The 20,601-nt window shown below is 59.3% G+C and carries 16 protein-coding genes; 8 read left to right on the top strand and 8 right to left on the bottom strand.

Annotated features, from left to right (window positions below; genetic code table 11):
- Nucleotides 1-76 precede the first annotated feature (76 nt).
- On the bottom strand, nucleotides 77-1,501 hold the full coding sequence (locus AC007G_RS02410) for an MFS transporter (RefSeq protein WP_032696459.1): 1,425 nt from the start codon (nucleotides 1,499-1,501) through the stop codon (nucleotides 77-79).
- 109 nt (nucleotides 1,502-1,610) lie between these two features.
- Between AC007G_RS02410 and AC007G_RS02405 the strand changes: the two genes are divergently transcribed.
- On the top strand, nucleotides 1,611-2,492 hold the full coding sequence (locus tag AC007G_RS02405; RefSeq protein WP_032689038.1) for a helix-turn-helix transcriptional regulator: 882 nt from the start codon (nucleotides 1,611-1,613) through the stop codon (nucleotides 2,490-2,492).
- A gap of 15 nt (nucleotides 2,493-2,507) precedes the next feature.
- Nucleotides 2,508-3,551, top strand: coding sequence for a hypothetical protein (locus tag AC007G_RS02400; protein WP_049265965.1), 1,044 nt, complete (start codon nucleotides 2,508-2,510; stop codon nucleotides 3,549-3,551).
- Here the strand turns inward: AC007G_RS02400 and nfsB are convergent.
- The 3 genes from nfsB to AC007G_RS02385 all read right to left on the bottom strand — a co-directional run bounded on the left by nfsB (nucleotide 3,548) and on the right by AC007G_RS02385 (nucleotide 5,291).
- Nucleotides 3,548-4,201 (bottom strand): oxygen-insensitive NAD(P)H nitroreductase, encoded by a 654-nt coding sequence (gene nfsB, locus AC007G_RS02395; protein WP_032689034.1) that lies wholly within the window; start codon nucleotides 4,199-4,201, stop codon nucleotides 3,548-3,550. The two genes, AC007G_RS02400 and nfsB, sit on opposite strands and share 4 nt — an antisense overlap.
- A 128-nt stretch (nucleotides 4,202-4,329) precedes the next feature.
- Nucleotides 4,330-4,710: an MmcQ/YjbR family DNA-binding protein gene (locus AC007G_RS02390; RefSeq protein ID WP_032689032.1), complete on the bottom strand. Its 381-nt coding sequence runs from the start codon at nucleotides 4,708-4,710 to the stop codon at nucleotides 4,330-4,332.
- Nucleotides 4,710-5,291 (bottom strand): TetR/AcrR family transcriptional regulator, encoded by a 582-nt coding sequence (locus tag AC007G_RS02385; RefSeq protein WP_032689030.1) that lies wholly within the window; start codon nucleotides 5,289-5,291, stop codon nucleotides 4,710-4,712. The genes AC007G_RS02390 and AC007G_RS02385 overlap by 1 nt, the downstream gene beginning before the upstream one ends.
- Nucleotides 5,292-5,481: 190 nt before the next feature.
- Here AC007G_RS02385 and AC007G_RS02380 point away from each other — a divergent pair, with 190 nt between their 5' ends.
- A complete protein-coding gene (locus tag AC007G_RS02380) occupies nucleotides 5,482-6,582 on the top strand; it encodes an MBL fold metallo-hydrolase (protein ID WP_032689029.1) in 1,101 nt (366 codons plus the stop codon).
- A gap of 30 nt (nucleotides 6,583-6,612) precedes the next feature.
- On the top strand, nucleotides 6,613-6,954 hold the full coding sequence (locus tag AC007G_RS02375; RefSeq protein ID WP_004859189.1) for a RamA family antibiotic efflux transcriptional regulator: 342 nt from the start codon (nucleotides 6,613-6,615) through the stop codon (nucleotides 6,952-6,954).
- Between the two features lie 42 nt (nucleotides 6,955-6,996).
- Here AC007G_RS02375 and AC007G_RS02370 read toward each other — a convergent pair whose 3' ends face one another.
- Nucleotides 6,997-9,138: a TonB-dependent siderophore receptor gene (locus AC007G_RS02370; RefSeq protein ID WP_032689164.1), complete on the bottom strand. Its 2,142-nt coding sequence runs from the start codon at nucleotides 9,136-9,138 to the stop codon at nucleotides 6,997-6,999.
- 154 nt (nucleotides 9,139-9,292) lie between these two features.
- On the opposite strand from AC007G_RS02370, the gene AC007G_RS02365 reads away from it, so the two are divergent.
- Complete coding sequence (locus AC007G_RS02365; RefSeq protein WP_032700613.1) at nucleotides 9,293-10,915, top strand: alpha/beta hydrolase-fold protein; 1,623 nt, start codon at nucleotides 9,293-9,295, stop codon at nucleotides 10,913-10,915.
- On the opposite strand, the gene AC007G_RS02360 is transcribed toward AC007G_RS02365, so the two are convergent.
- Nucleotides 10,844-11,092 (bottom strand): DUF1158 domain-containing protein, encoded by a 249-nt coding sequence (locus tag AC007G_RS02360; protein WP_032689025.1) that lies wholly within the window; start codon nucleotides 11,090-11,092, stop codon nucleotides 10,844-10,846. The two genes, AC007G_RS02365 and AC007G_RS02360, sit on opposite strands and share 72 nt — an antisense overlap.
- Before the next feature lie 501 nt (nucleotides 11,093-11,593).
- Between AC007G_RS02360 and AC007G_RS02355 the strand changes: the two genes are divergently transcribed.
- The 3 genes from AC007G_RS02355 to AC007G_RS02345 are packed head-to-tail and all read left to right on the top strand — an operon-like array spanning nucleotide 11,594 to nucleotide 18,563.
- Nucleotides 11,594-14,317 carry a cation-transporting P-type ATPase gene (locus tag AC007G_RS02355; RefSeq protein WP_046852980.1) on the top strand — a complete coding sequence of 908 codons (2,724 nt, stop codon included), beginning with the start codon at nucleotides 11,594-11,596 and terminating at the stop codon, nucleotides 14,315-14,317.
- A 60-nt stretch (nucleotides 14,318-14,377) separates the two neighbouring features.
- Complete coding sequence (locus AC007G_RS02350) at nucleotides 14,378-15,457, top strand: efflux RND transporter periplasmic adaptor subunit (protein ID WP_032696453.1); 1,080 nt, start codon at nucleotides 14,378-14,380, stop codon at nucleotides 15,455-15,457.
- A 13-nt stretch (nucleotides 15,458-15,470) separates the two neighbouring features.
- Complete coding sequence (locus AC007G_RS02345) at nucleotides 15,471-18,563, top strand: efflux RND transporter permease subunit (protein ID WP_142630200.1); 3,093 nt, start codon at nucleotides 15,471-15,473, stop codon at nucleotides 18,561-18,563.
- A gap of 79 nt (nucleotides 18,564-18,642) precedes the next feature.
- Here AC007G_RS02345 and AC007G_RS02340 read toward each other — a convergent pair whose 3' ends face one another.
- Together AC007G_RS02340 and AC007G_RS02335 are read right to left on the bottom strand one after the other, a co-directional pair.
- Nucleotides 18,643-19,371 carry a phosphodiester glycosidase family protein gene (locus AC007G_RS02340; protein ID WP_032696451.1) on the bottom strand — a complete coding sequence of 243 codons (729 nt, stop codon included), beginning with the start codon at nucleotides 19,369-19,371 and terminating at the stop codon, nucleotides 18,643-18,645.
- A gap of 77 nt (nucleotides 19,372-19,448) precedes the next feature.
- The gene (locus tag AC007G_RS02335; protein ID WP_142630198.1) at nucleotides 19,449-20,564 is read right to left on the bottom strand and encodes a YbdK family carboxylate-amine ligase; all 1,116 of its coding nucleotides are present in this window, start codon (nucleotides 20,562-20,564) and stop codon (nucleotides 19,449-19,451) included.
- Between the last annotated feature and the right edge of the window lie 37 nt (nucleotides 20,565-20,601).

The following is a 20,601-nucleotide window of genomic DNA, read 5'->3' as shown; positions in this document are numbered from 1 at the left end:
ACGTCTCCTGTACATCCAGCGGTAATGATGACCGCTGGATGTATATTATGCAAATCAGGCGTCATGCCATTTTGAATTATGAGGCGGTCGCCACCGGACGAATATTGAGATGATGGCGCAGCCACAGGGCAATCGCGCCTAAGAGCAGCATCATTGCCACCTCCACGGCCAGGAAATCGATCAGCGCCTGCGGATAGGTGCCGCCGCCTCGGGCGAGGGTTAAAAACAGCGAGCCGAGAATTGCCGGACCTAATCCCAGCGTCGCCTGTTGCAGGGTGCTGAGAATGGCGCTCCCGGCACCGGCATCGCTGGCGCTGATATCGCGCATGCCAATGCGATAAAAACTGTTAACGATCAGCGCCTGGCCATAGCCGATAAGCGCGGTAGAGGGCACCATCGCCAGCGACGAGGTTTGCGCGCCGAAGTGACCGAAGGTGGCCATCAGCAGCAGCAGGCCGGCTATCTGCACCGCCAGCCCAATCAGCAGAATGCGTCCCATGCTGAAGCGGGCAATTAGCCTCGGCGCGTACAGCGCGGAGACAAAATAGGCCACGCCGAGGGCAATAAAGCTGTTGCCTGACTGCCATGGCGCCATGCCGAGACCGGCCTGCATGGTCAGCGCCATGCAGAACATGAAGCCGGACCAGGCGCTGAAGAACAGCAGGGCGATAGCCATGCCAAAGCGAATACTGGTGAGCTTCAGCAGCCGGGGCGGCAGCAGCGGCTGTTCGCCGCGCTGCTGCTTACGCAACGCGCTGGTCCGCATCCAGGCCAACAGCGGCAGTATGGCCACCAGCAAAAGCTGGAGCGTCCACGGCCAGTGAAGTTCCGGCCCCAGCGCCATCGGAAACAGCAGGCAGCAGAGGATCAGCGCCAGGCTGAAGGTGCCCTGCCAGTCGATAGCCGAATGGGCTTCGCGGCGGGTTTCCGGGACATAACGGCGGCTAAACGCCAGCACCAGCAGGCAGATCGGGACATTGATAAAGAACGCGTTGCGCCAGCCCAGGCCGGCGATATCCGCCGAGACCAGCCAGCCGCCGCCCATCTGCCCGACGATAAAAGCAATCCCGCCAATCCCGCCATACAGACTGATCGCGCGCGCATGGGCGCTGCCTTTCAACGTCACATGCAGGGTGGTGAGGATTTGCGGCACGATCAGCGCCGCGCCTGCGCCTTGCAGCGTGCGGGCCGCCAGCAGTCCGCCGATGGAGTTGGCCATGCCGCACAGCAAAGAGGCGAGGCCAAAAAGCGCGACCCCCCACATAAACAGACGGCGGCGGCCGTAGTTATCGCCCAGCTTGCTGCCCATCGCCAGGCACACCGCAAAAGAGACGCCGTAGAGGGCGACGATCAGCTCCAGCTGGGTGGCGCTGGCATCCAGTGAATGAGTAATGGAGTCCAGCGCCACGTTGGTAATTGAGGTGTCGATCAGCGGCAGCATCTGGCCGGTCAACAGAAGCAGTAAACCGGCGCGGCCGGGTGAAACAGCAGACGAATTCATCGGATCTCTCCATTGCGTCATTCAGCGGATAGCCGTAGCATTACCGATAAATTAAACGGGTACCAGTTCCTGTCTATACTGGTATTGGTACTACCATGCTGGAGTCAATATGACGGGAATGCCGCAACGTGAAACGGTGCCGATAGCGCCCGACGATAGCCGTAAGCAGCTGGGCGCCTTTCTGCGCTCCCGGCGTGAAAGCCTTGACCCGCAGCGTCTCGGCCTGCCGCGAGTGGGCCGGCGACGCACGCCGGGGCTGCGTCGGGAAGAGGTCGCGATGCTGGCCGATGTCGGCGTGACCTGGTACACCTGGCTGGAGCAGGGACGGGAGGTCAATCCGTCGGAATCGGTGCTGATGGGCGTCGCGAATGCGCTGCAGTGCAGCCCGCTGGAGACGCGCCATCTGTTCGTGCTCGCCGGGCTAACGCCGCCGGAAACGACGCAGGTGAGCATATGCGAGGGGATTGCTCCGGGGACCCGGCGAATGCTCGATAGCCTGATGCCGCAGCCGGCCAGTATCCAGAAACCCAATTTCGATATCGTGGCGTGGAACGACAGTTTTTGTCGGCTGATGGGCGTCGATTTTGCCGCGCTCCCCGAAGAAAACCGTAACTGTATTTATCTCTATCTCACCCACGACACCTGGCGTAGCCGCATCGAGAACCGCGATGTGCTGCCGACGTTTGTCTCCTATTTCCGCGCGGCCATGGCCGAACACCGGGGCGACCCGCTGTGGGAAAATAAGCTGGCGCGCTTTTTTGCCGCCTCCGCCGAGTTTGAAACGCTGTGGCATCAGCGCTATGACGTTCGCGGCGTGGAAAATCAGGTGAAGAATTTCAACCATCCTCAGCTCGGGCGCTTTAGTCTGCAGCAGATGTACTGGTATTCCGCCCCGCGTAATGGCTCACGGCTGCTGGTGTACCTGCCGATGGACGAAGCCGGCGAGCAGGCGCTGGCGTGGCTGGATAAACAGGATTCTCTCTACTCATAACGACAGGGAACGCAGATGAACGTGACCAGGAAACAACAGCGGGTGATTCAGCGCGCGCTGGACGAATGGCAGGCCGCGGGGGCGTTGAGTCACGCGGAAAACCAGCGGCTGGCGGCCACCTTGCGCGTGAGCGCCTTTGACTGGCAGCGCCTGAGCCGCTACGCCTTCTGGACGGCGCTGGCCTGCCTGCTGATCGCGCTGGGCAGCATGCTTGCCGATAGCGAACTGATCGCCTGGCTGGTGAGCCTGTTCAGCGACTCGGCGCTGGCGCGGATTGCGCTGCCTGCGGCGGTGGCGCTGGTTTGCTACCTGTGGGGATTCCGCCGCCAGCGGCGGGCCGCCTACTGGCACTACAGTACCGAGGCGATTCTGTTTGTCGGCGTGGTGTTTACCGCGCTGGCGCTGTGGCAGCTCGGCGAGCGGCTGGATGACGGCAGCGGCCATATTGCGCCACTGTTTCTGGTCGGCTGCGCTATCTATGGCGCTATCGGCCTGGCGGCCCGTTCCGGGCTGGTGTGGCTGTTCTTCCTGCTGGCGCTGGGCAACTGGTTCGGCGCGGAAACCGGCTACGTGTCGGGGTGGGGGGCCTATTGGCTGGGCATGAACTATCCGATTCGTTTTGTGCTGTTTGGCGGCGTGCTGCTGGCGCTCTGTTTTATGCTGCAAAAGTGGCTGCTTCAGCGCCGGCTGTTTACCGTCAGTAAGGCCATGGGCCTGACGTATCTGTTTATTGCGCTGTGGATTCTGTCGATTTTTGGCTATCGGGATCTCGACGCCTGGTACAGTATTTCACCGCTGCAGCAGCTGCCGTGGGCGCTGCTATTCGGCGTCGCGGCGGGCATCTGTATTTATATCAGTCTGAAAACGGATGACGGAATGCTGCGCGGTTTTGGCCTGACCTTCCTGGCTATCAATCTCTATACGCGTTTCTTCGAGTTTTTCTGGGACGGGATGCACAAGGTGGTGTTCTTCCTGATTCTGGCCGTTTCGCTGGCGGTGATTGGCCGCTATGCCGAACGAATCTGGCACGCCGGCGAGCGGCGTGCGCGGGAAGATTAAATCTCGGTGATGGTCGTTGCCTGCGGCAGGCGCGATTTCGGCAGCCCGGCGTTGAAATCTTCTACGCTGTGGTGGCCGACCGGAACAACCACCAGGCTGGTATAGCCCTGCGCTTTCAGGTCGAACTCCGCATCGAGGATCGTGAAATCGACGCCTTCGATCGGCACCGCATCCAGCCCCATCGCTGCGACACCGAGCAGGAAGTTGCCGACGTTGAGGTAAACCTGCTTCGCCATCCAGTGGTTATCGTCATGCAGATCTTTGCGGTGCATATCGGCAAAGAAAAGGCGGCCTTTGTGGTTAGCGGCTTTGGCTTCCGGGGTGGCGAAGCGTCCGTCGGCCTCTTCCTGGTCCACCACGCGCTCCAGCCAGGCGTCGTCCATGGCCGTTTTGGCACAGAAAACCACGACATGAGAAGCATCAAGAATTTTACGTTCGTTGAAAACATAGGTGCCGCTGGCGGCTTTCGCCACGCGGGCTTTCCCTTCATCCGTGCTGGCAACGATAAAGTGCCACGGCTGAGAGTTGGTGCTTGACGGGCTGTATTGCAGCAACGTTTTCAGCTTTTCGGCTTCTTCAGCAGTCAGTTTTTTTGTGGCATCGAAGGCTTTCGTGGAGTGGCGCTTTAAGGCAACGGAGACGATATCCATAACTCTTCCTCACGGTTTATGCTCAAGATAATTCGAGTTTACAGCCCCTTACGGGGCGTTTAGTGGGAGAAGAGTACAGCGAAGGCGGGGAAATGATAAGAGACAAAAATGCGATAACACTTATCGCGCTAGCCTGAAAATCCCGCCGGACGTAGCCGCAGCCGATCTTTTTTTGCCAGTTTATTCACCACCTGATTCCAGGAATCATCGATAAGTTCGGCCAGCAGACTCTCGCTGATATCTTCGCCAGGAACGACGGTAATCCAGTGTTTTTTGTTCATGTGATATCCCGGCTCAATACTGCGGTAAATCTCTCGATTGAGCAGGGATTTTTGCGGATCGGCTTTCAGATTCACCAGCGCCCGACCGCGAATGGTCATGGTGAGCATAAAAATGCGCCCGCCAACTTTGAACACATCATACTCGGGGCCGAACGGCCAGCAGTGTTCGGTAAACGGATAGGCGAGCGCAATCCGGTGGGCGCTGGCGTGCAGCGAAGCGCGGTCCATCAGGCGTCGTTCTCGTGAAGCGCCTGCCACATGGTCTCAAAACCGAGGGCGATCAGCTCGGGGGCGCGCTGCGGATCGTGGCTGGCAAATTCGATAGTGGTTTCCGCCAGCGACAGAAACAGGGCGTCGCCAAAGGCGCTGTAGGCATCGCTCAGAAAGACCGGCTTGACCGACAGCTGGCACATTTCGTTGAGCTCGGGAAACATCTCTCTTACGCGGGTTCGGGTTTCATCGGTGATGCGTTCGCTGAGCGCCATCCGGCGAATCGCCTTGTGCTCCATCGGGTGGCGAATACTCCAGTCGATATAGCCGTCCCAGATATTGCGGGCGTTCTCTTTCGGCCGTTTTTCGTTTGGCGTCAGTCCGGAAACCATCGCTTTAACTAAACCCGATTTGATAGAGAGGTACAGTTCGTTGAGTAACTCATCCTTGGTGGCGAAATAGCGGAACAGCGTCCCCTCGGCAACTCCGGCGCTACGGGCAATGGCCGACGTTGAGGCGGCGACACCCGACTGGGCAAAGGCGGCCGTTGCGGCCTCCAGCAACGCTTGTTTTTTATCTTCACTCTTAGGACGAGCCACTACATTTTACCTCACGCGAAATCAAACCCCGATCTAAACATGCCATGTCAGGGCACTGCAACGGTGGATGTTAAAAAATTGAAAATCGTCTTGACGACTTTCATATTCATCTTAATAATGAGTGCTTACTCACTCATAATCAAGTTATATCACTAAACTCTCATAATAGGGAGTTTCATCTGGTCAGGTTATGAACCGTGTCACTTTCAGCGTGGTCGCCATTATGTTATTAGCCTCAGCAACCGCTTTGCCGTTTGTCTTAAATGCCGGGTTTGGCCGGGCGCCGCAGGGTGCGCAGCTCAGTCTGGTGGAACAGTCGCCGCACTATCGCGATGGCCAGTTTCATAATCAGCTCCCCACGCCGGGCTTCACCGGGCAGAAAAATATGCTGGCCGCCTGGTGGGAGTTTCTGGTGACTAAACGCGAAAATGCCCGTCCCGCGCAGCCGCTGCCGCTGGTCAATACCGATCTCGCCAGCCTGCCTCTCGGGCAGGATACGATGGTGTGGCTCGGCCACTCCTCCTGGTATTTGCAACTGGCGGGGAAACGCATCCTGATCGACCCGGTCTTCAGCGACTATGCCGCGCCGTTCTCATTTATTAATAAAGCTTTCCCGGGTGACTATCCGTGGCGTGCAGAGCGTATGCCGGAGATAGACCTGCTGATTATTTCGCACGATCACTACGACCATCTGGATTACGCCACCATCAAAGCGCTGATGCCAAAAATCAAGCGCGTGGTGACGCCGCTCGGCGTGGGATCGCATCTGCGCTACTGGGGCATGGAGAGCGCCATCATCAGCGAAGCGGACTGGAATCAGGCGGTGCAGATCAGCGACGAACTGACCGTGCATGTCCTGCCGGCCCGTCATTTCTCCGGTCGGGGGCTGAAGCGTAATCAGACTCTGTGGGCCAGCTTTATGTTCGTCACGCCGCAGCAGAAGATTTACTACAGCGGCGATAGCGGTTACGGCCCGCACTTCAAAGCCATCGGCGAACAGTTTGGCGCCGTGGATCTGGCGATTATGGAGAACGGTCAGTACGACCAGGACTGGAAATACATTCACATGATGCCTGACGAGACCGCCCAGGCCGCCGACGATCTCCGTACGCGCGCGGTGTTGCCGGGACATGCGGGGCGCTTCGTGCTGGCGAAACACAGCTGGGACGATCCCTATAAGCGGCTGGCTGCGGCCAGCGAGCAACGACCGTGGCGGTTGTTAACGCCGATGCTTGGCGAGCCGGTTTGGGTTGCCGATAAGACGCAATCATTTAATCGCTGGTGGCGATAAATACGGGTTTGATTCAAGAGGAGAGGACTTATGACTATTTCCGCTCAGGTGATTGAGACTATCGTTGGGTGGATTGATGACAATTTGCATCAGCCGCTGCGTATTGATGATATTGCTCGCCACTCTGGTTATTCGAAATGGCATCTGCAACGACTCTTTTTGCAGTACAAAGGGGAGAGTCTGGGGCGCTATATCCGCGAACGTAAACTGCGGCTGGCGGCGCGCGATCTGCGCGATACCGATCAGCGGGTTTATGATATTTGCCTGAAATACGGCTTTGATTCTCAGCAGACGTTTACCCGCATTTTCACCCGCACCTTTCATCAGCCGCCGGGTGCCTACCGTAAAGAGAATCACAATCGCGCCCACTGAGGCGCGTCCGTCGGGGAAACCGGCGGACGCGTTTTTGTCTTTCTACCAGGCGTAGTTTACCGTCATCGTAACCGTACGACCCACGCCATAGAAACAGGCGCTATCGCCGGCGCACGAGGCAACATATTTGGTGTCGGCAATATTGTTGATGTTGAACTGCGCTTTCGCCCCTTTCAGGCTCGAGCTCAATTCGCCTAACTCATAGCTGACCATCGCGTCATACAGATCCACCGCCGGTACCTTGAAGGTGTTTTTCGCATCGCCGTAGCTGGTGCCGATATAACGCACGCCAACCCCAGCGGTCAGGCTTTTTAGCGCGCCATTGGGCAGGGTGTAGCTGGTGAACGCCGAGGCCATATGGGTCGGAATACGCGCCGGGGTTTTCCCTTCGGTGCCGGCGACGGTGGTATTCACGGTTTCCGCATCGGTCCAGGTGTATGAAGCAATCAGGTTGAGGTTATCAAAGAAGGTGGCGTGCGCTTCGGCTTCCACCCCCTTCGAGCGGACCTTGCCGCTGTTCTCATACCATCCCGCCGCGCTGTTCCAGGTCGCGACGTTGCTTTGGGTCAGGTTATACATCGCCAGAGTCATCAACGCCGTCGGCGTAGGCTGATATTTCACGCCCACTTCCAGCTGTTTCCCTTCGCTGGGATCGAACGGAGCGACGCCCGGCGCCCGGTTGGTTTGCAGGTTGGGCTCGAAGGAGGTGCTGTAGCTGATATAGGGCGACAGGCCAAAGTCAAAGGCGTACAGCAGACCGGTACGCCAGGTAAACTTGCTGTCGTTTTTCTGGCTGCGACTGCTGTCGGTAAAGTCGGTGGTACGCACTTCCGCCCAGTCATAGCGGCCGGAAAGCAGCAGCTCCCAGTTTTCCAGGCTCAGCTGATCCTGCAGGTAGAGGCCAACCTGATCGAGATTCTGCTGTTCATCGCTGGCGGTACGGAAGGTGCTTTCATCGACCTTTACACCATAGACCGGGGCACGCCAGTCGAGATCGTACTGCGAACCGCCGGCGCGACCGAGGTACTGCTTATCCTTGCTGGTTTTGTAGTCCAGGCCGCTGAGAACGGTGTGCGCCAGTTGACCGGTCGCGAACTGCGCCTCAAGCTGGTTATCAATACCGAACTCATCGGTTTGCCGCTCCTCATGCTGGGCGCGGCGCGAGAGCACGGAGCTATTGGCTTCACTGCTGGAATAGACCAGATAGCGATATTTCTGCTTTATCGTCCCATAGCGCGCGTTCTGCCGTAGGGTCAGCATATCGTTGAGCTGATGCTCAAATTCATAACCGATTAGCGTCTGTTCGCGCCAGGATTGATTGTAGCTGGGGTCGCTGACGTTAAAGTCGCGCGGAATATAGCTGCCATCGACGTTGTTGACGGTGCCGTAGCGCGGCAGAAAGTTGCGATAACCGGCGTCGGGATCTTTTTGATAGCTGGTCAGCAACGTGAAGCGAGTAGCATCGTTGGGATACCACGTCAGCGCCGGCGCAATGGCGACGCGCGTCTCTTTATAATCCTCGACCTGGCTGTTCTGGCTGCGGGCGATACCGTTGAGGCGATAGAGCAGGTGGCCGTCGTCGCTTAACGGCCCGCCAAGATCAAACGCGCCTTCCGCCAGATTGTCGTTGCCGGTACGGAACTGGATTTCATGCACCGGCTGGCTGGTGGGACGCTTGCTGGTCATGCTGATAAGCCCGCCGGGGTTGACCTGGCCAAACAGCACCGAGGCCGGGCCGCGTACCAGCTCGACGCGCTCCAGCAGCCACGGATCCATCGTGCCGGTTTGCGACGAAGCGGTGGCGCCATAGCTCAGGCCGTCGAGATACTTCGGTACATAGCTGAAGCCGCGCACGAAGACTTCGTCATTGCGGTTGGACGACCCGCGATACTCGGTGAACACCCCGGCGCTATAGCGCAGAGCCTGTGACACCGACGTCACGTCCAGCGCCGCCATCTGATCGCGGGTGATGACCGAGACCGACTGCGGGGTTTTCACCAGCCCGGCGGCGGTTTTCGTGGCGGAAAGGGTTTTCGTCGCCACGATACCTTTGACCGGAGCCGTGGGATCTTCGCTACTGCTGGCGGTGACCACCAGCGTCTCCTCCGCCAGCGCCTGCCCGGCGAGTGTTGCCACGGCAAGACCCGTGACCCAGAGTTTAGTTATCTTATTATATTTAAACATTTTTTTCGCTATGTCCTTGGTTGAAATTGCCATAATCATCCCTTTCCCCCATCAGAAAAATCTAATGGCCTGAACGAGCGGAATTGATGTTATTGCAAATCATTACCATTTGCATTAGCGTTAGTAACAAATTTTTACAGGGATAAATCGGGCGATGAAAATGGCATGGGGTGGTCTGCTGATCGGTATGAGTGCGCTACCGGCGGTGGCAATGAACTGCGAATCTTCTTCGCGGCAGGGAGAGCTGCAGGGAAAATTCGATGCCAGCGGCGAAGTCTGTTTTGATCTGCCGACGCTAGGGGAAAACTACGTCTCGGCGACGATTTCCGGGGTAACGGATGCCCGCCTGCTGGATGAAAATAACCGTCGGCTGCGCACGCTGCTGGCGGGAGGGCCGCCGGATGGCGAGCAAACGCTGCTGTTCTCCCTGCCGGTGAACCGCGCTTCTGCGCTGGTGCTCCACGGCGAAGAAGGCGCCCGCTGGCGTTTCCGCTGGCGGATGAAGGAGACCACCGCGCTGGCGAAAACCCAGGCACTGGATCCCGTCAGTCCTCGTTTGCAGCAGCTGATGCAGGAACTGGCGGCGGGCGGTTCTACGGCGCGTTTCTGGCAGGAGCGCGAACAGGAAGGGACGCCGATGGTCGAACCGGTGGATGCCGGACACCAGCGCGTCACCTTCCTGTGGCGCGGGGCGAGAAAAAACGTCTTCCTGCTGGGATCCCCGGCGGGCGATCACGATCCGCTGTTTCGGCTTGGCCATTCCGATGTCTGGTTTCGCAGCTACGTGGTACCGGCAGATACGCTGATGCAATATAAGCTGGCGCCGGATGTCCCGCAGGTCGACGGCGTCGGACACGAGCAGCGGCGTGCGATTCTGGTCAGCGCTCAGGCCGATCCGCTGAACCCGCACAGCGTCAACCGCGCCAGCGATCGCTGGAACCGCTATTCGCTGCTGGCGCTCAATCCGGCGCGCTACTGCACGCCGCAGCGGATGGCGCAGCCGCTGCGCTATGGCACCTTGACCCGCCATCAGCTGCGCAGCGATTTTTTGCATAATACCCGGGAAGTGATGATCTACCGCCCGCGCCTGCCGCAGCCCGCGCGCTGGACGCTGATGTTGTTTGATGGCAAAACCTACCAGGATGAATACCGCTTTGCCAACGTGCTGGACAGCCTGATCGCCAGCCATGCGTTGCCGCCGATCAACGTGGTATTTATTGATAGTCTCGATCACTCGCGGCGGGCGAAAGAGCTGCCGCCCAATCCCTTCTTTGCCGATTTTATGGCCCATGAGCTGCTGCCCTGGCTGCGACAACAGGGGCTGGATGCCATCCGCCAAAAAACCGTTGTCGCCGGCTCCAGCTACGGTGGCCTGGCCGCATCGTGGGTCGCGCTGCGCTATCCGCGGCTGTTTGCCAATGTTCTCAGCCTGTCGGGCTCTTACTGGTGGGCGCCCAAAGGCGAGGAAGCCGGCTGGCTGACGCGCCAGTATCAGCAGTCGCCGCGCTATCCGCTACGTTTCTGGCTCCAGGCGGGCCGGTTTGAAACCTCGGGAGCTGATGGCGGAATCTACAGCAATACCCTCGCATTTGAACAGGCGCTACGCGATAAAGGCTATCGCGTTAGCTTCCATCCCTCATCAAGCGGCCATGATTATGCCGCCTGGTGCGAGGCGCTGGTGGTGGGAATGCGTGACTTTACCGGGTTAGCGCTCAAGGGAAAACCAGCGGCGCCAGACCCAGCGCAACACCACATATTCTACCGTGCCCAGCGCTAAGAACCACAGGCAAAAGAGCAGGGTATAAAACTGGTTGAGATCCATCAGATGGAAGGTATCGACCAGTTTTTGCGCCAGCGTTAACCCAAGGGATGGCGCTGGCAGCAGTAAACAAGAGATCAGGGCCAACAATAAAATGCCTGCGGCGGCGATCAGCGTTTCGAGCGGATGTTTCATTACTTGTTAATCATCAGTTAAAAAACATATTGTCAGGTAAAATGACATTTTACGCAATATACTTTCCTGAGTGATTGTTTTACGCCATTATGCGTAGCACTAATATTATGCTTTTTATTCCTTCTGTTAATATTGTTGGTATTATTTGTAATTAAATTAATGGCATTTAAATGTCAATTAATGTCACTGCTAAAGCGTGTACTTTACAAAACTATAGGTGCTATATCCCACCAGCGTGGCAATAATGATAGCCAGCAGAATGTACAGCGCCAGGCGGCGTCCGCGGTAGATTCCAAACATAATTGACCTCGTTTAATATATGTTTATTAATATTCTGTAATAGTTGTTTGAAGAATTAACTTATCACGGATTTTAAATTTTGCGAGGGGTTGTAAATTGTCCTGGATCAACTTTTATCGCGCTATATAAAATCATATTTATTCATTGGCCAGAAATGATTTCAGGCTTTCCGAATAACGGAATTTATAAGGAAAATTTAATTTGACCAAAATCTATCACCCCCATAATTCGCCTCCTGCGGGAGACACTGCACCGCAGCCAGCCTACCGGCAGACCGTTGAACAGGTACTGGCGCAGAAAAACAGTCGCGCCGAGGGATTGCGCTCCGCCGAGGCTGCGGAGCGCCTGGCCTCCTTTGGCCCTAACGCGCTGCCGGAAAAGAAAAGCAAGCCGGCCTGGCTGCGTTTCCTGGCCCACTTTAACGACGTGCTGATTTTCGTCCTGCTGGCCGCGGCGGCGCTGACGGCGGTGATGGGGCACTGGGTAGATACCCTGGTTATCCTCGGCGTCACGGTCATTAACGCCCTGATCGGCCACGTGCAGGAGAGCAACGCCGAGAAATCCCTGCAGGGGATCCGCAATATGCTCTCCAGCAACGCCCGGGTGCAGCGCAATGGTAAACACGAAACCCTGCCCACTCGCGACCTGGTGCCGGGAGATATCGTTATTCTGCGGGCGGGTGACCGCGTTCCGGCGGATATGCGCCTTATCGAAACCCATAACCTGCGCGTAGAAGAGGCGATCCTGACCGGCGAATCAACGGTGGTGGATAAAATCACCGATGCGCTACAAGGCGAGCTGCCGCTGGGCGACCGGACCAACATGGTGTTTTCCGGTACTACCATCAGCGCCGGCGGTGGCGTCGGCGTCGTGACGGCGACCGGGCAGGATACGGAGCTTGGGCACATCAACCAGATGATGGCCGGTATCGAGAAGCATCGCACGCCGCTGCTGGTGCAGATGGATAAGCTGGGTAAAGCCATTTTCGTCATTATCCTCGCCATGATGGCGGCGCTGTTCGTCTTCAGCCTGGCCCTGCGTGATATCCCCATGGGGGAGCTGCTGCTCTCCCTGATTAGCCTGGCCGTCGCGGCGGTCCCGGAAGGTCTGCCGGCGATTATCTCGATCATTCTCTCCCTCGGGGTGCAGGCGATGGCGCGCAAACACGCCATTATTCGCAAGCTCCCGACGGTAGAAACGCTGGGCGCGATGACCGTGGTCTGTTCGGATAAAACCGGAACGCTGACCATGAATGAAATGACGGTCAAAGCGATTATCACGGCCGACTGCTGCTACCGGGTTGAGGGGGACAGCTATGAGCCACAGGGCAATATCTATCTGGAAGGCAGCGATGAGCCGGTACAGGTTCATGCCGGAAGCGTGCTGGAAACGTATCTGCGCACCATTGACCTGTGCAACGATAGCCAACTGGTGCAGGATGCGCGCGGCCTGTGGGGCATCACCGGCGGACCGACCGAAGGGGCGTTAAAAGTGCTGGCGGCAAAGGCAAAGCTGCCGTCGGTTGCGACGCAGCTGATTGCCAAAATTCCGTTTGATTCACAGTATAAGTACATGGCGACGCAGCAGAGAATCGACACCGCTGAGCGCGTGCTGATCACCGGCGCCCCGGATGTGATTTTCGCGATGTGCCGCGAGCAGATGACCAGGCAGGGCACGGCGCCGTTCGATCGCCAGTACTGGGAGGATGAGATCTCTCGCTTCGCCAGCCAGGGGCTGCGCATGGTTGCCGCCGCCTGTAAACCGGCGCGGGCCGGCAGCACGACGCTGACCCACGACGATCTGCGCGAGGGCCTGGTATTCCTCGGCATCGCCGGGATGATGGATCCGCCACGTCCGGAGGCCATTGATGCGATTCACGCCTGCCAGACCGCAGGGATCCGCGTGAAAATGATCACCGGCGATCACCCGCAGACGGCAATGAGCATCGGCCAGATGCTGGGGATCACCAACAGCCATCAGGCGATGACCGGCTATCAGCTGGAGCACATGGATGATGGCGAACTGGCGAAAGCCGCCGTGGAGTACGACATTTTTGCCCGTACCAGTCCGGAGCATAAGCTGCGGCTGGTCAAAGCGCTGCAGGATACCGGTGAAGTCGTCGGCATGACCGGTGACGGCGTAAACGATGCCCCGGCGCTGCGTCAGGCCGACGTCGGTATTGCGATGGGGATCAAAGGCACTGAAGTCACCAAAGAGGCGGCCGACATGGTGCTGACGGACGACAACTTCGCCACCATTGCCAGCTCGGTGAAAGAGGGGCGTCGCGTCTACGACAACCTGAAGAAAACGATTCTGTTTATTATGCCCACTAACCTGGCGCAGGGGCTGCTGATTATCATTGCTCTGCTGGCGGGGAACATTATTCCGCTGACGCCGGTGTTGATTCTGTGGATGAACATGGCGACCTCCGCCACGCTCTCTTTCGGTCTCGCTTTCGAAGCCGCGGAGCGCAACGTCATGAACCGTCCGCCGCGAAAAACCGGCCAGCACGTCATGGATGGCTTTGCCATCTGGCGCGTCGCCTTCGTCGGAACCATGATTGCCGTCGCCGCCTTTATTCTTGAAGCCTGGCTGGCGCCGCGCGGCCATAGCGCCGAGTTTATCCGCACCGTGCTGTTACAGATGCTGGTGACCGCGCAGTGGGTGTACATGATTAACTGCCGCCGCAGCGAGGGCTTCTCATTAAATACCGGCCTGCTGCGCAACAAAGGCATCTGGCTGGTCAGCGGCGTGCTGCTGCTCCTGCAGCTGGCGATTATCTACCTGCCGTTTATGCAGACGATGTTTGGCACCGAGTCGCTGCCGCTGCGCTACTGGTTTATCACCCTGGCGATTGCCATCGTGATGTTCCTGGTGGTGGAAGTCGAGAAGCGTCTGACCCGCCCGTTACGTAAAACCGCCTGATCCGCCCGGCGTCCCTCTCCGTTCAGGGGAGGGACGCCGCACCGCCAGCAAGGAATCCTGATGAGAAACATTTTGCGCTTGGTCTTCCTGACCTTTGGCCTGGCAGGCTGCGCCCTGACGGCCACCGCCGCGCCCGCCATCCCGGTACGCGCGACCGTCGTTCAGCTGCTGCCGCATGTGGCTGAACGTCCGCTTCCCGGCCGTATTGAAGCGATTCATGACGTGGAGATCCGCGCGCGCACGGAGGGAACCATTGTGCAGCGCCACTTTCAGGACGGGCAGTACGTCAGGAAAGGCGATCGGCTGTTCACCCTCGATGATGCCCAACCCCGGGCTGCGCTGGCGCTGGCCGAGGCCGAGCTGAAAAGCGCGCAGGCTTCGCTGCGTCAGGCCCAGCAGCTGCTGACCCGCTATCAACAGCTGAAAAACAATCACTCCATCAGCCGCAACGATGTCGATAACGCCCGGATGCAGCGCGATGTGGCCGCCGCCGCCGTGGAGCAGGCGAAGGCGCGCGTCACCACGCAGCAAATTACGCTGGAGTATACGCGCATCGACTCCCCGGTCAGCGGACGCATTGGCCACAGCCGCTTTCACGTCGGCAGCCTGGTGGGGCCGACCAGCGGCATGCTGGTGGATATCGTCCAGCTCGACCCGATTCGCGTCTCTTTCGCCTTAGATGAAGCCGCCTTTTACAGTAAAGCCGGGCAGCATGCCGATATCGGCGCGCTGAAGCAGGCGTGGCTGGCGCAGATTGAACCCGACGGCAGGCGGGAAGACGGGGTGTTGACCTCGGTCGATAACCGGATTGATACCCGCACCGCCAGCGTAGTGCTGCGCGCCGAATTCGCCAATCCGCAGCATCGCCTGCTGCCGGGCGGCAACGTGCCGGTCATTCTTCGCCCGCGACAGGCGCAGGAGAGTCTGATGATCCCGGTTGCCGCCGTCCAGCAGGATGCGCAGGGGTTTTATAGCTGGGTGGTGACGGAACGTAACACCGTTGCGCTGCGCCGTTTGACATCGGGCGGCCAGCAGGGGCAGCAGTTTGTTGTGGCGAACGGTCTGCAAGCGGGCGAGCGCGTGGTGACCGACGGCGCGCAGCGTCTGCATGACGGCGCAGCCGTTCAGTTGCTGAAATAAGGAAGGAGAAGGGATGCTGACGTTTTTTATTCGTCGCCCGCGTTTTGCGATGGTGATCGCGCTGCTGCTGACCTTTATCGGCGCGGTATCGCTGAAGCTGATTCCGGTGGAGCAATATCCGCAGATTACGCCGCCGGTGGTCAACGTCAGCGCCAGCTGGCCGGGGGCCAGCGCGGCGGACGTCGCCGAGGCTATCGCTGCGCCGCTGGAGACCCAGCTCAACGGCGTTGACCATATGTTGTATATGGAGTCCACCAGTTCCGATGACGGTAGCTACAGCCTGAGCCTGACCTTTGCGGCAGGCACCGATGCCGATTTGGCGGCGATTGACGTGCAAAACCGGGTATCGCAGGCGGTGGCGCAACTCCCCGTCGATGCACAGCAGAACGGCGTACAGGTGCGCAAGCGGGCGAGCAACCTGCTGATGGGCGTCAGCCTGTACTCGCCGCTGGAGACGCTCTCTCCGCTGTTCGTCAGCAATTACGCCAGCACCCAGGTGCGCGAGGCGCTGGCCCGTCTGCCGGGCGTCGGCGAAGTGCAGATGTTCGGCGCCCGTGATTACAGCATGCGCGTCTGGCTGCGCCCCGATCGCATGAACGCGCTGAATGTGACGACCGACGATATCGCTCAGGCGCTGCGGGAGCAGAACGTGCAGGGGGCGGCGGGGCAGGTAGGCACGCCGCCGGTGTTCAACGGTCAGCAGCAGACGCTGACCATCAACGGCATCGGCCGCTTGAGCGATGCGGAAAGCTTCAGCCAGATAGCGATCCGCAGCGGGGAACACGGTCAGCTGGTTCGCCTCGCCGAAGTGGCCACTATTGAACTGGGGGCGCGTAGCTACAGTTCCGGCGCGCAGCTGAACGGCAAAGACTCCGCCTATCTCGGTATCTATCCGACGCCAACCGCCAACGCCCTGCAGGTCGCCAATGCGGTGCGCGCCGAACTGACCCGCCTGCACAGCCGCTTTCCGGCGGATCTGACCTGGGAGGTGAAGTTCGATACGACGCGCTTTGTGGCGGCGACGATTAAAGAGATTGGCGTTTCGCTGGCGCTGACCCTGCTGGCGGTGGTGGCGGTGGTATCGCTGTTTCTGCAAAGCTGGCGGGCCACGCTGATTGTCACTCTGGCGATCCCGGTGTCGCTGATTGGCAGCTTTGCCGTGCTTTATCTGCTGGGCTATAGCGCCAATACGCTGAGTTTATTCGCCATTATTCTCGCCCTGACCATGGTGGTCGATGATGCCATCGTGGTGGTCGAGAGCGTGGAAACCCATCTCGCCGAAGGCGTGGGGCGCACGGAGGCGACCGCGCTGGCGCTACGGCAAATCGCCGGGCCGGTGATCGCCACAACGCTGGTGCTGCTGGCGGTGTTTGTTCCGGTGGCGCTCCTGCCGGGGATTGTCGGTGAGCTGTATCGCCAGTTTGCCGTCACGCTGTCGACGGCGGTGACGGTGTCGAGCATCGTCGCGCTCACCCTGACGCCTGCGCTGTGCGCGCTGCTGCTGCGCCCGCGTCCCGCGCAGCCTGCCGCCATCTGGCGGGCTTTTAACCGCGCCCTGGCGACGCTGCGTGACGGCTACGGTGCGCTGGTCGAATGGATGAACCGTCGTCTGTGGCTGGCGCTGGTGGCGACGCTCGCCGCCGCCGGTCTGGTGGCCTTCAGCTTTAGCCAGATGCCGAAAGGCTTTCTGCCGCAGGAGGATCAGGGCTATTTCTTTGCCAGCGTACAGCTGCCGGAGGCGGCGTCGCTGGAGCGTACCGAAGCGGTGATGGCCCAGGCGCGCGAGCTGCTGCTGGCCAATTCTGCGGTTGAGGATGTGATTCAGGTGTCCGGCTTTAATATTCTCAACGGTACCAGCGCCTCCAACGGCGGCTTTATCTCGGTGATGCTGAAAGAGTGGCATCAGCGGCCGCCGCTGAATGAGGTGATGGGCAAATTGCAGGGGCAGCTGATGGGCCTGCCGGAGGCGACCATTATGGCCTTTGCGCCGCCCACGTTGCCGGGACTGGGCAATGCGTCCGGGTTCAATTTACGCATCCTGGCACAGGCCGGGCAATCCTCAGCCGAGCTGGAGCAGGTAACGCGGCAGGTGCTGCGGATGGCGAACCAGCATCCGCAGCTGAGCCAGGTGTTTACCACCTGGAGTAGCAACGTGCCGCAGCTGACGCTCAAGGTCGACCGTGACCAGGCGTCGCGGCTGGATGTGCCGGTATCGCGGATCTTCAATAGTCTGCAAACGGCGTTTGGCGGGACGCGCGCCGGAGATTTCAGCATCAACAATCGCGTCTACCCGGTGGTGGTGCAAAACGAGATGCAGTGGCGCGAGCGGGCGGAACAGATCGGCGAGCTGTACGTGCGAAGTCATCACGGCGAGCGGATTCGACTGAGTAATCTGGTGACCGTGACCCCCACCGTCGGCGCGCCGTTTATTCAGCAGTACAACCAGTTCCCGTCAGTGTCGGTGAGCGGCTCCGCGGCGCAGGGCGTCAGCAGCCGCACGGCGATGGCGGTGATGGAGCACATTCTGCTGACGAATTTGCCGCAGGGGTATGATTACGCGTGGAGCGGCATCTCCTGGCAGGAGCAGCAGACCGGCAACCAGGCCATCTGGATAGTCCTGGCGGCGGTGGCGATGGCGTGGTTGTTCCTCGTCGCCCAGTATGAAAGCTGGACGCTGCCGGCCAGCGTGATGCTGTCGGTGCTGTTCGCTATCGCCGGGGCGCTGCTGTGGCTATGGATAGCCGGCTATGCCAACGATGTGTATGTGCAGATAGGGCTGGTGTTGTTAATCGCGCTGGCGGCGAAAAACGCGATATTAATCGTCGAGTTTGCCCGGGCCCGACGGGAAGAGGGGATGTCGGTTGTGGATGCTGCCCGCGAGGGGGCCACCCGGCGTTTTCGGGCGGTGTTGATGACCGCCGTCTCCTTTATTATCGGTATTATGCCGATGATGCTGGCCACCGGCGCCGGGGCGCAGAGTCGCCGGATTATCGGCACCACGGTGTTCAGCGGCATGCTGGTGGCGACGGCGATCGGGATTGTGTTTATTCCGTCGCTGTTCGTGCTGTTCCAGCGTTTACGCGAGTGGGGCCATCGCCGGATGTAGGCGCTCCGTGGCTGGCGTTGTGCGGTCCGGAGTCAGACGTTGACGCCGCGGCCCGGGGCTCTGACCGGGCCGGGTTCATTTACTGTTTCGTCTCCACCGCAATCATGGTGACGAACGGGTGATACTGCCACGGTATGCTGCCGCCTTGTCGGTACATCTTTGAAATGGTGCCGTCGAGATAGAGCATCTGCCGCACGTTGAGCTTTGACTGCGCGTAGCAGGCGAAATCGTAGAAGTTGGTTTCGCGATCGCTGAGCATAAAAATCACCTGGCCCTGCCGGGTGATACCGACGCCATTGCGCAGCTTGCGTGAGCCGGCAGACGGCTTCAGGCGCCAGTTTATTGTGCCGTTTTCAATCAGCATTGGGCCGGACTGTACGGCGTAATCAATACCCGGCGTCGGCTTAAATTTGTCGATACTGACGATTCTCGCCCGCTCGCCTTGCAGATAAAACACCCCGCCGGGGCGGATAAAAAAGTTGCCGCCGCCGGAAGCGCGATTAAGCGGAACCTTCTGCACCCCCTTTTCGATATACAGCCCCAGCGGCGCGTAGCTCCTGGCGTAAATACCGCCGTTCATCGCCATCTGCACGCGCCCATCCTGATTGATATCCGCCAGCAGCGCCCGCAGCGATCCGAAGGCCTCGCCATCCGTTTTTTTCCAGTACATCGCGATGCGCTCGCGCTGCGGATTGACGCTATAGCTTTGTAGCGTCAGCGACGGGTCGGTGAGGGTGCATTTTCCGCTGGCCAACGCGGAGAGGGGAAGCAGCAGCGCTGGCAGCAGCGGCAGGAGGCGAAAAGTCATGAGAACGTTCCAGGTATGCCGCAGGAAGAGGCGGGGCGGCGAAATCAATATTGGCCGCAGTATACCTTTTTGCCGGACTATGCCGCCCAGATTTCGCAGTGCTTTTGCACCAGACCGATCAGCGAGCCGCCGCCGGCGACAAACTCACGCATCTGCCGGGCTTCGCTCTTCTCCTGCTGCAGCTGGCGCCCGATCGCCTCAAGGGCGCTGGCGGCATTGAGGCGATCGGCGTAGGGCATGAGGCGGGGGATCAGCTGTAAAATCTCCTCGCGAAGCTGGCGCTGCTCGCCGCTGTGCACATCGGTATTAATGCCCTCCAGCCCGTAGCGACAGGCCTGGTAGCGGTTAAAAGGGTACAGCAGATAGTCATCGGGGTGCGGTTTAAACGGCCTCTCCGTCAGCAGCCAGCAGGCGAGAGTCTGGATGAATCCGGCGGCATTGATGGCCTGCGCGAGAGTGAGCGGGGTATCCATCACCCGTACTTCGACGGTGCCAAAACGGGGGCTGGGGCGAATATCCCAGTGCAGATCCTTCATACTGTCGATCATGCTGGTATAGCTGAGACGCCGGAACAGGCGGGTAAACTCCTGCCAGCTGTTGACCCACGGCATCGGTCCGTTGTCAGGATACGCGGCGAACAGATTCAGACGCGAACAGGCAAAACCGCTGTCGGCACCGTCGAGCCACGGCGAGGCCGCGTTCAGCGCAATACAATGCGGAACGAAGCGCGACAGCCCATGCAAAAGATAAATCGCATCATCGCCGTTCTGGCAGCCAACATGGACGTGCTGGCCGAATATCGTGGCCTGCTGCGCCAGATAGCCGAAGTGCTCCACGGTTTTCAGATAGCGCGGATTATCGCTGATTTGCTGGCGCTGCCAGGTCTGGAAAGGGTGGGTGCCGCCGCCGCAGATTTGCAGATGGTGCCGGGCGGCCGCGCGTAAAACCGCTTGCTGGATGGCGCCCAGCTGCGTCGAGGCCTGGTGGATATCGCGACAAACTCCGGTGGCGATTTCCAGCATGCTTTCGGTGATGTCATGTTTAGCCTCACCGACGCTCAGCCCGCTCTTCACGTCGTCGATAAGCAGCGAGGAGTCCTGGCTCAGGTCGTAGCCAGGCGGATTGACCACCTGAAGCTCCAGTTCAATCCCGAGGGTGAAGGGGGCGGAGCGGTGAAAGTCGGGTAGCGGCATGGTGACTCCCTGATTAGCGCGATAAACGAAGTATAGA

The organism is Klebsiella sp. CSG-1 (genome assembly GCF_056521145.1).
This window is presented reverse-complemented; position numbering and strand designations above follow the sequence as displayed.

Coding starts and splice junctions, on each gene's coding strand:
- nfsB (WP_032689034.1), bottom strand. CDS start 4,201: ATGGATATCGTCTCCGTTGCCTTAAAGCGCCACTCCACGAAAGCCTTC.
- AC007G_RS02375 (WP_004859189.1), top strand. CDS start 6,613: ATGACTATTTCCGCTCAGGTGATTGAGACTATCGTTGGGTGGATTGAT.
- AC007G_RS02405 (WP_032689038.1), top strand. CDS start 1,611: ATGACGGGAATGCCGCAACGTGAAACGGTGCCGATAGCGCCCGACGAT.
- AC007G_RS02380 (WP_032689029.1), top strand. CDS start 5,482: ATGAACCGTGTCACTTTCAGCGTGGTCGCCATTATGTTATTAGCCTCA.
- AC007G_RS02365 (WP_032700613.1), top strand. CDS start 9,293: ATGAAAATGGCATGGGGTGGTCTGCTGATCGGTATGAGTGCGCTACCG.
- AC007G_RS02350 (WP_032696453.1), top strand. CDS start 14,378: ATGAGAAACATTTTGCGCTTGGTCTTCCTGACCTTTGGCCTGGCAGGC.
- AC007G_RS02360 (WP_032689025.1), bottom strand. CDS start 11,092: ATGAAACATCCGCTCGAAACGCTGATCGCCGCCGCAGGCATTTTATTG.
- AC007G_RS02345 (WP_142630200.1), top strand. CDS start 15,471: ATGCTGACGTTTTTTATTCGTCGCCCGCGTTTTGCGATGGTGATCGCG.
- AC007G_RS02400 (WP_049265965.1), top strand. CDS start 2,508: ATGAACGTGACCAGGAAACAACAGCGGGTGATTCAGCGCGCGCTGGAC.
- AC007G_RS02410 (WP_032696459.1), bottom strand. CDS start 1,501: ATGAATTCGTCTGCTGTTTCACCCGGCCGCGCCGGTTTACTGCTTCTG.
- AC007G_RS02370 (WP_032689164.1), bottom strand. CDS start 9,138: ATGTTTAAATATAATAAGATAACTAAACTCTGGGTCACGGGTCTTGCC.
- AC007G_RS02335 (WP_142630198.1), bottom strand. CDS start 20,564: ATGCCGCTACCCGACTTTCACCGCTCCGCCCCCTTCACCCTCGGGATT.
- AC007G_RS02340 (WP_032696451.1), bottom strand. CDS start 19,371: ATGACTTTTCGCCTCCTGCCGCTGCTGCCAGCGCTGCTGCTTCCCCTC.
- AC007G_RS02390 (WP_032689032.1), bottom strand. CDS start 4,710: ATGGACCGCGCTTCGCTGCACGCCAGCGCCCACCGGATTGCGCTCGCC.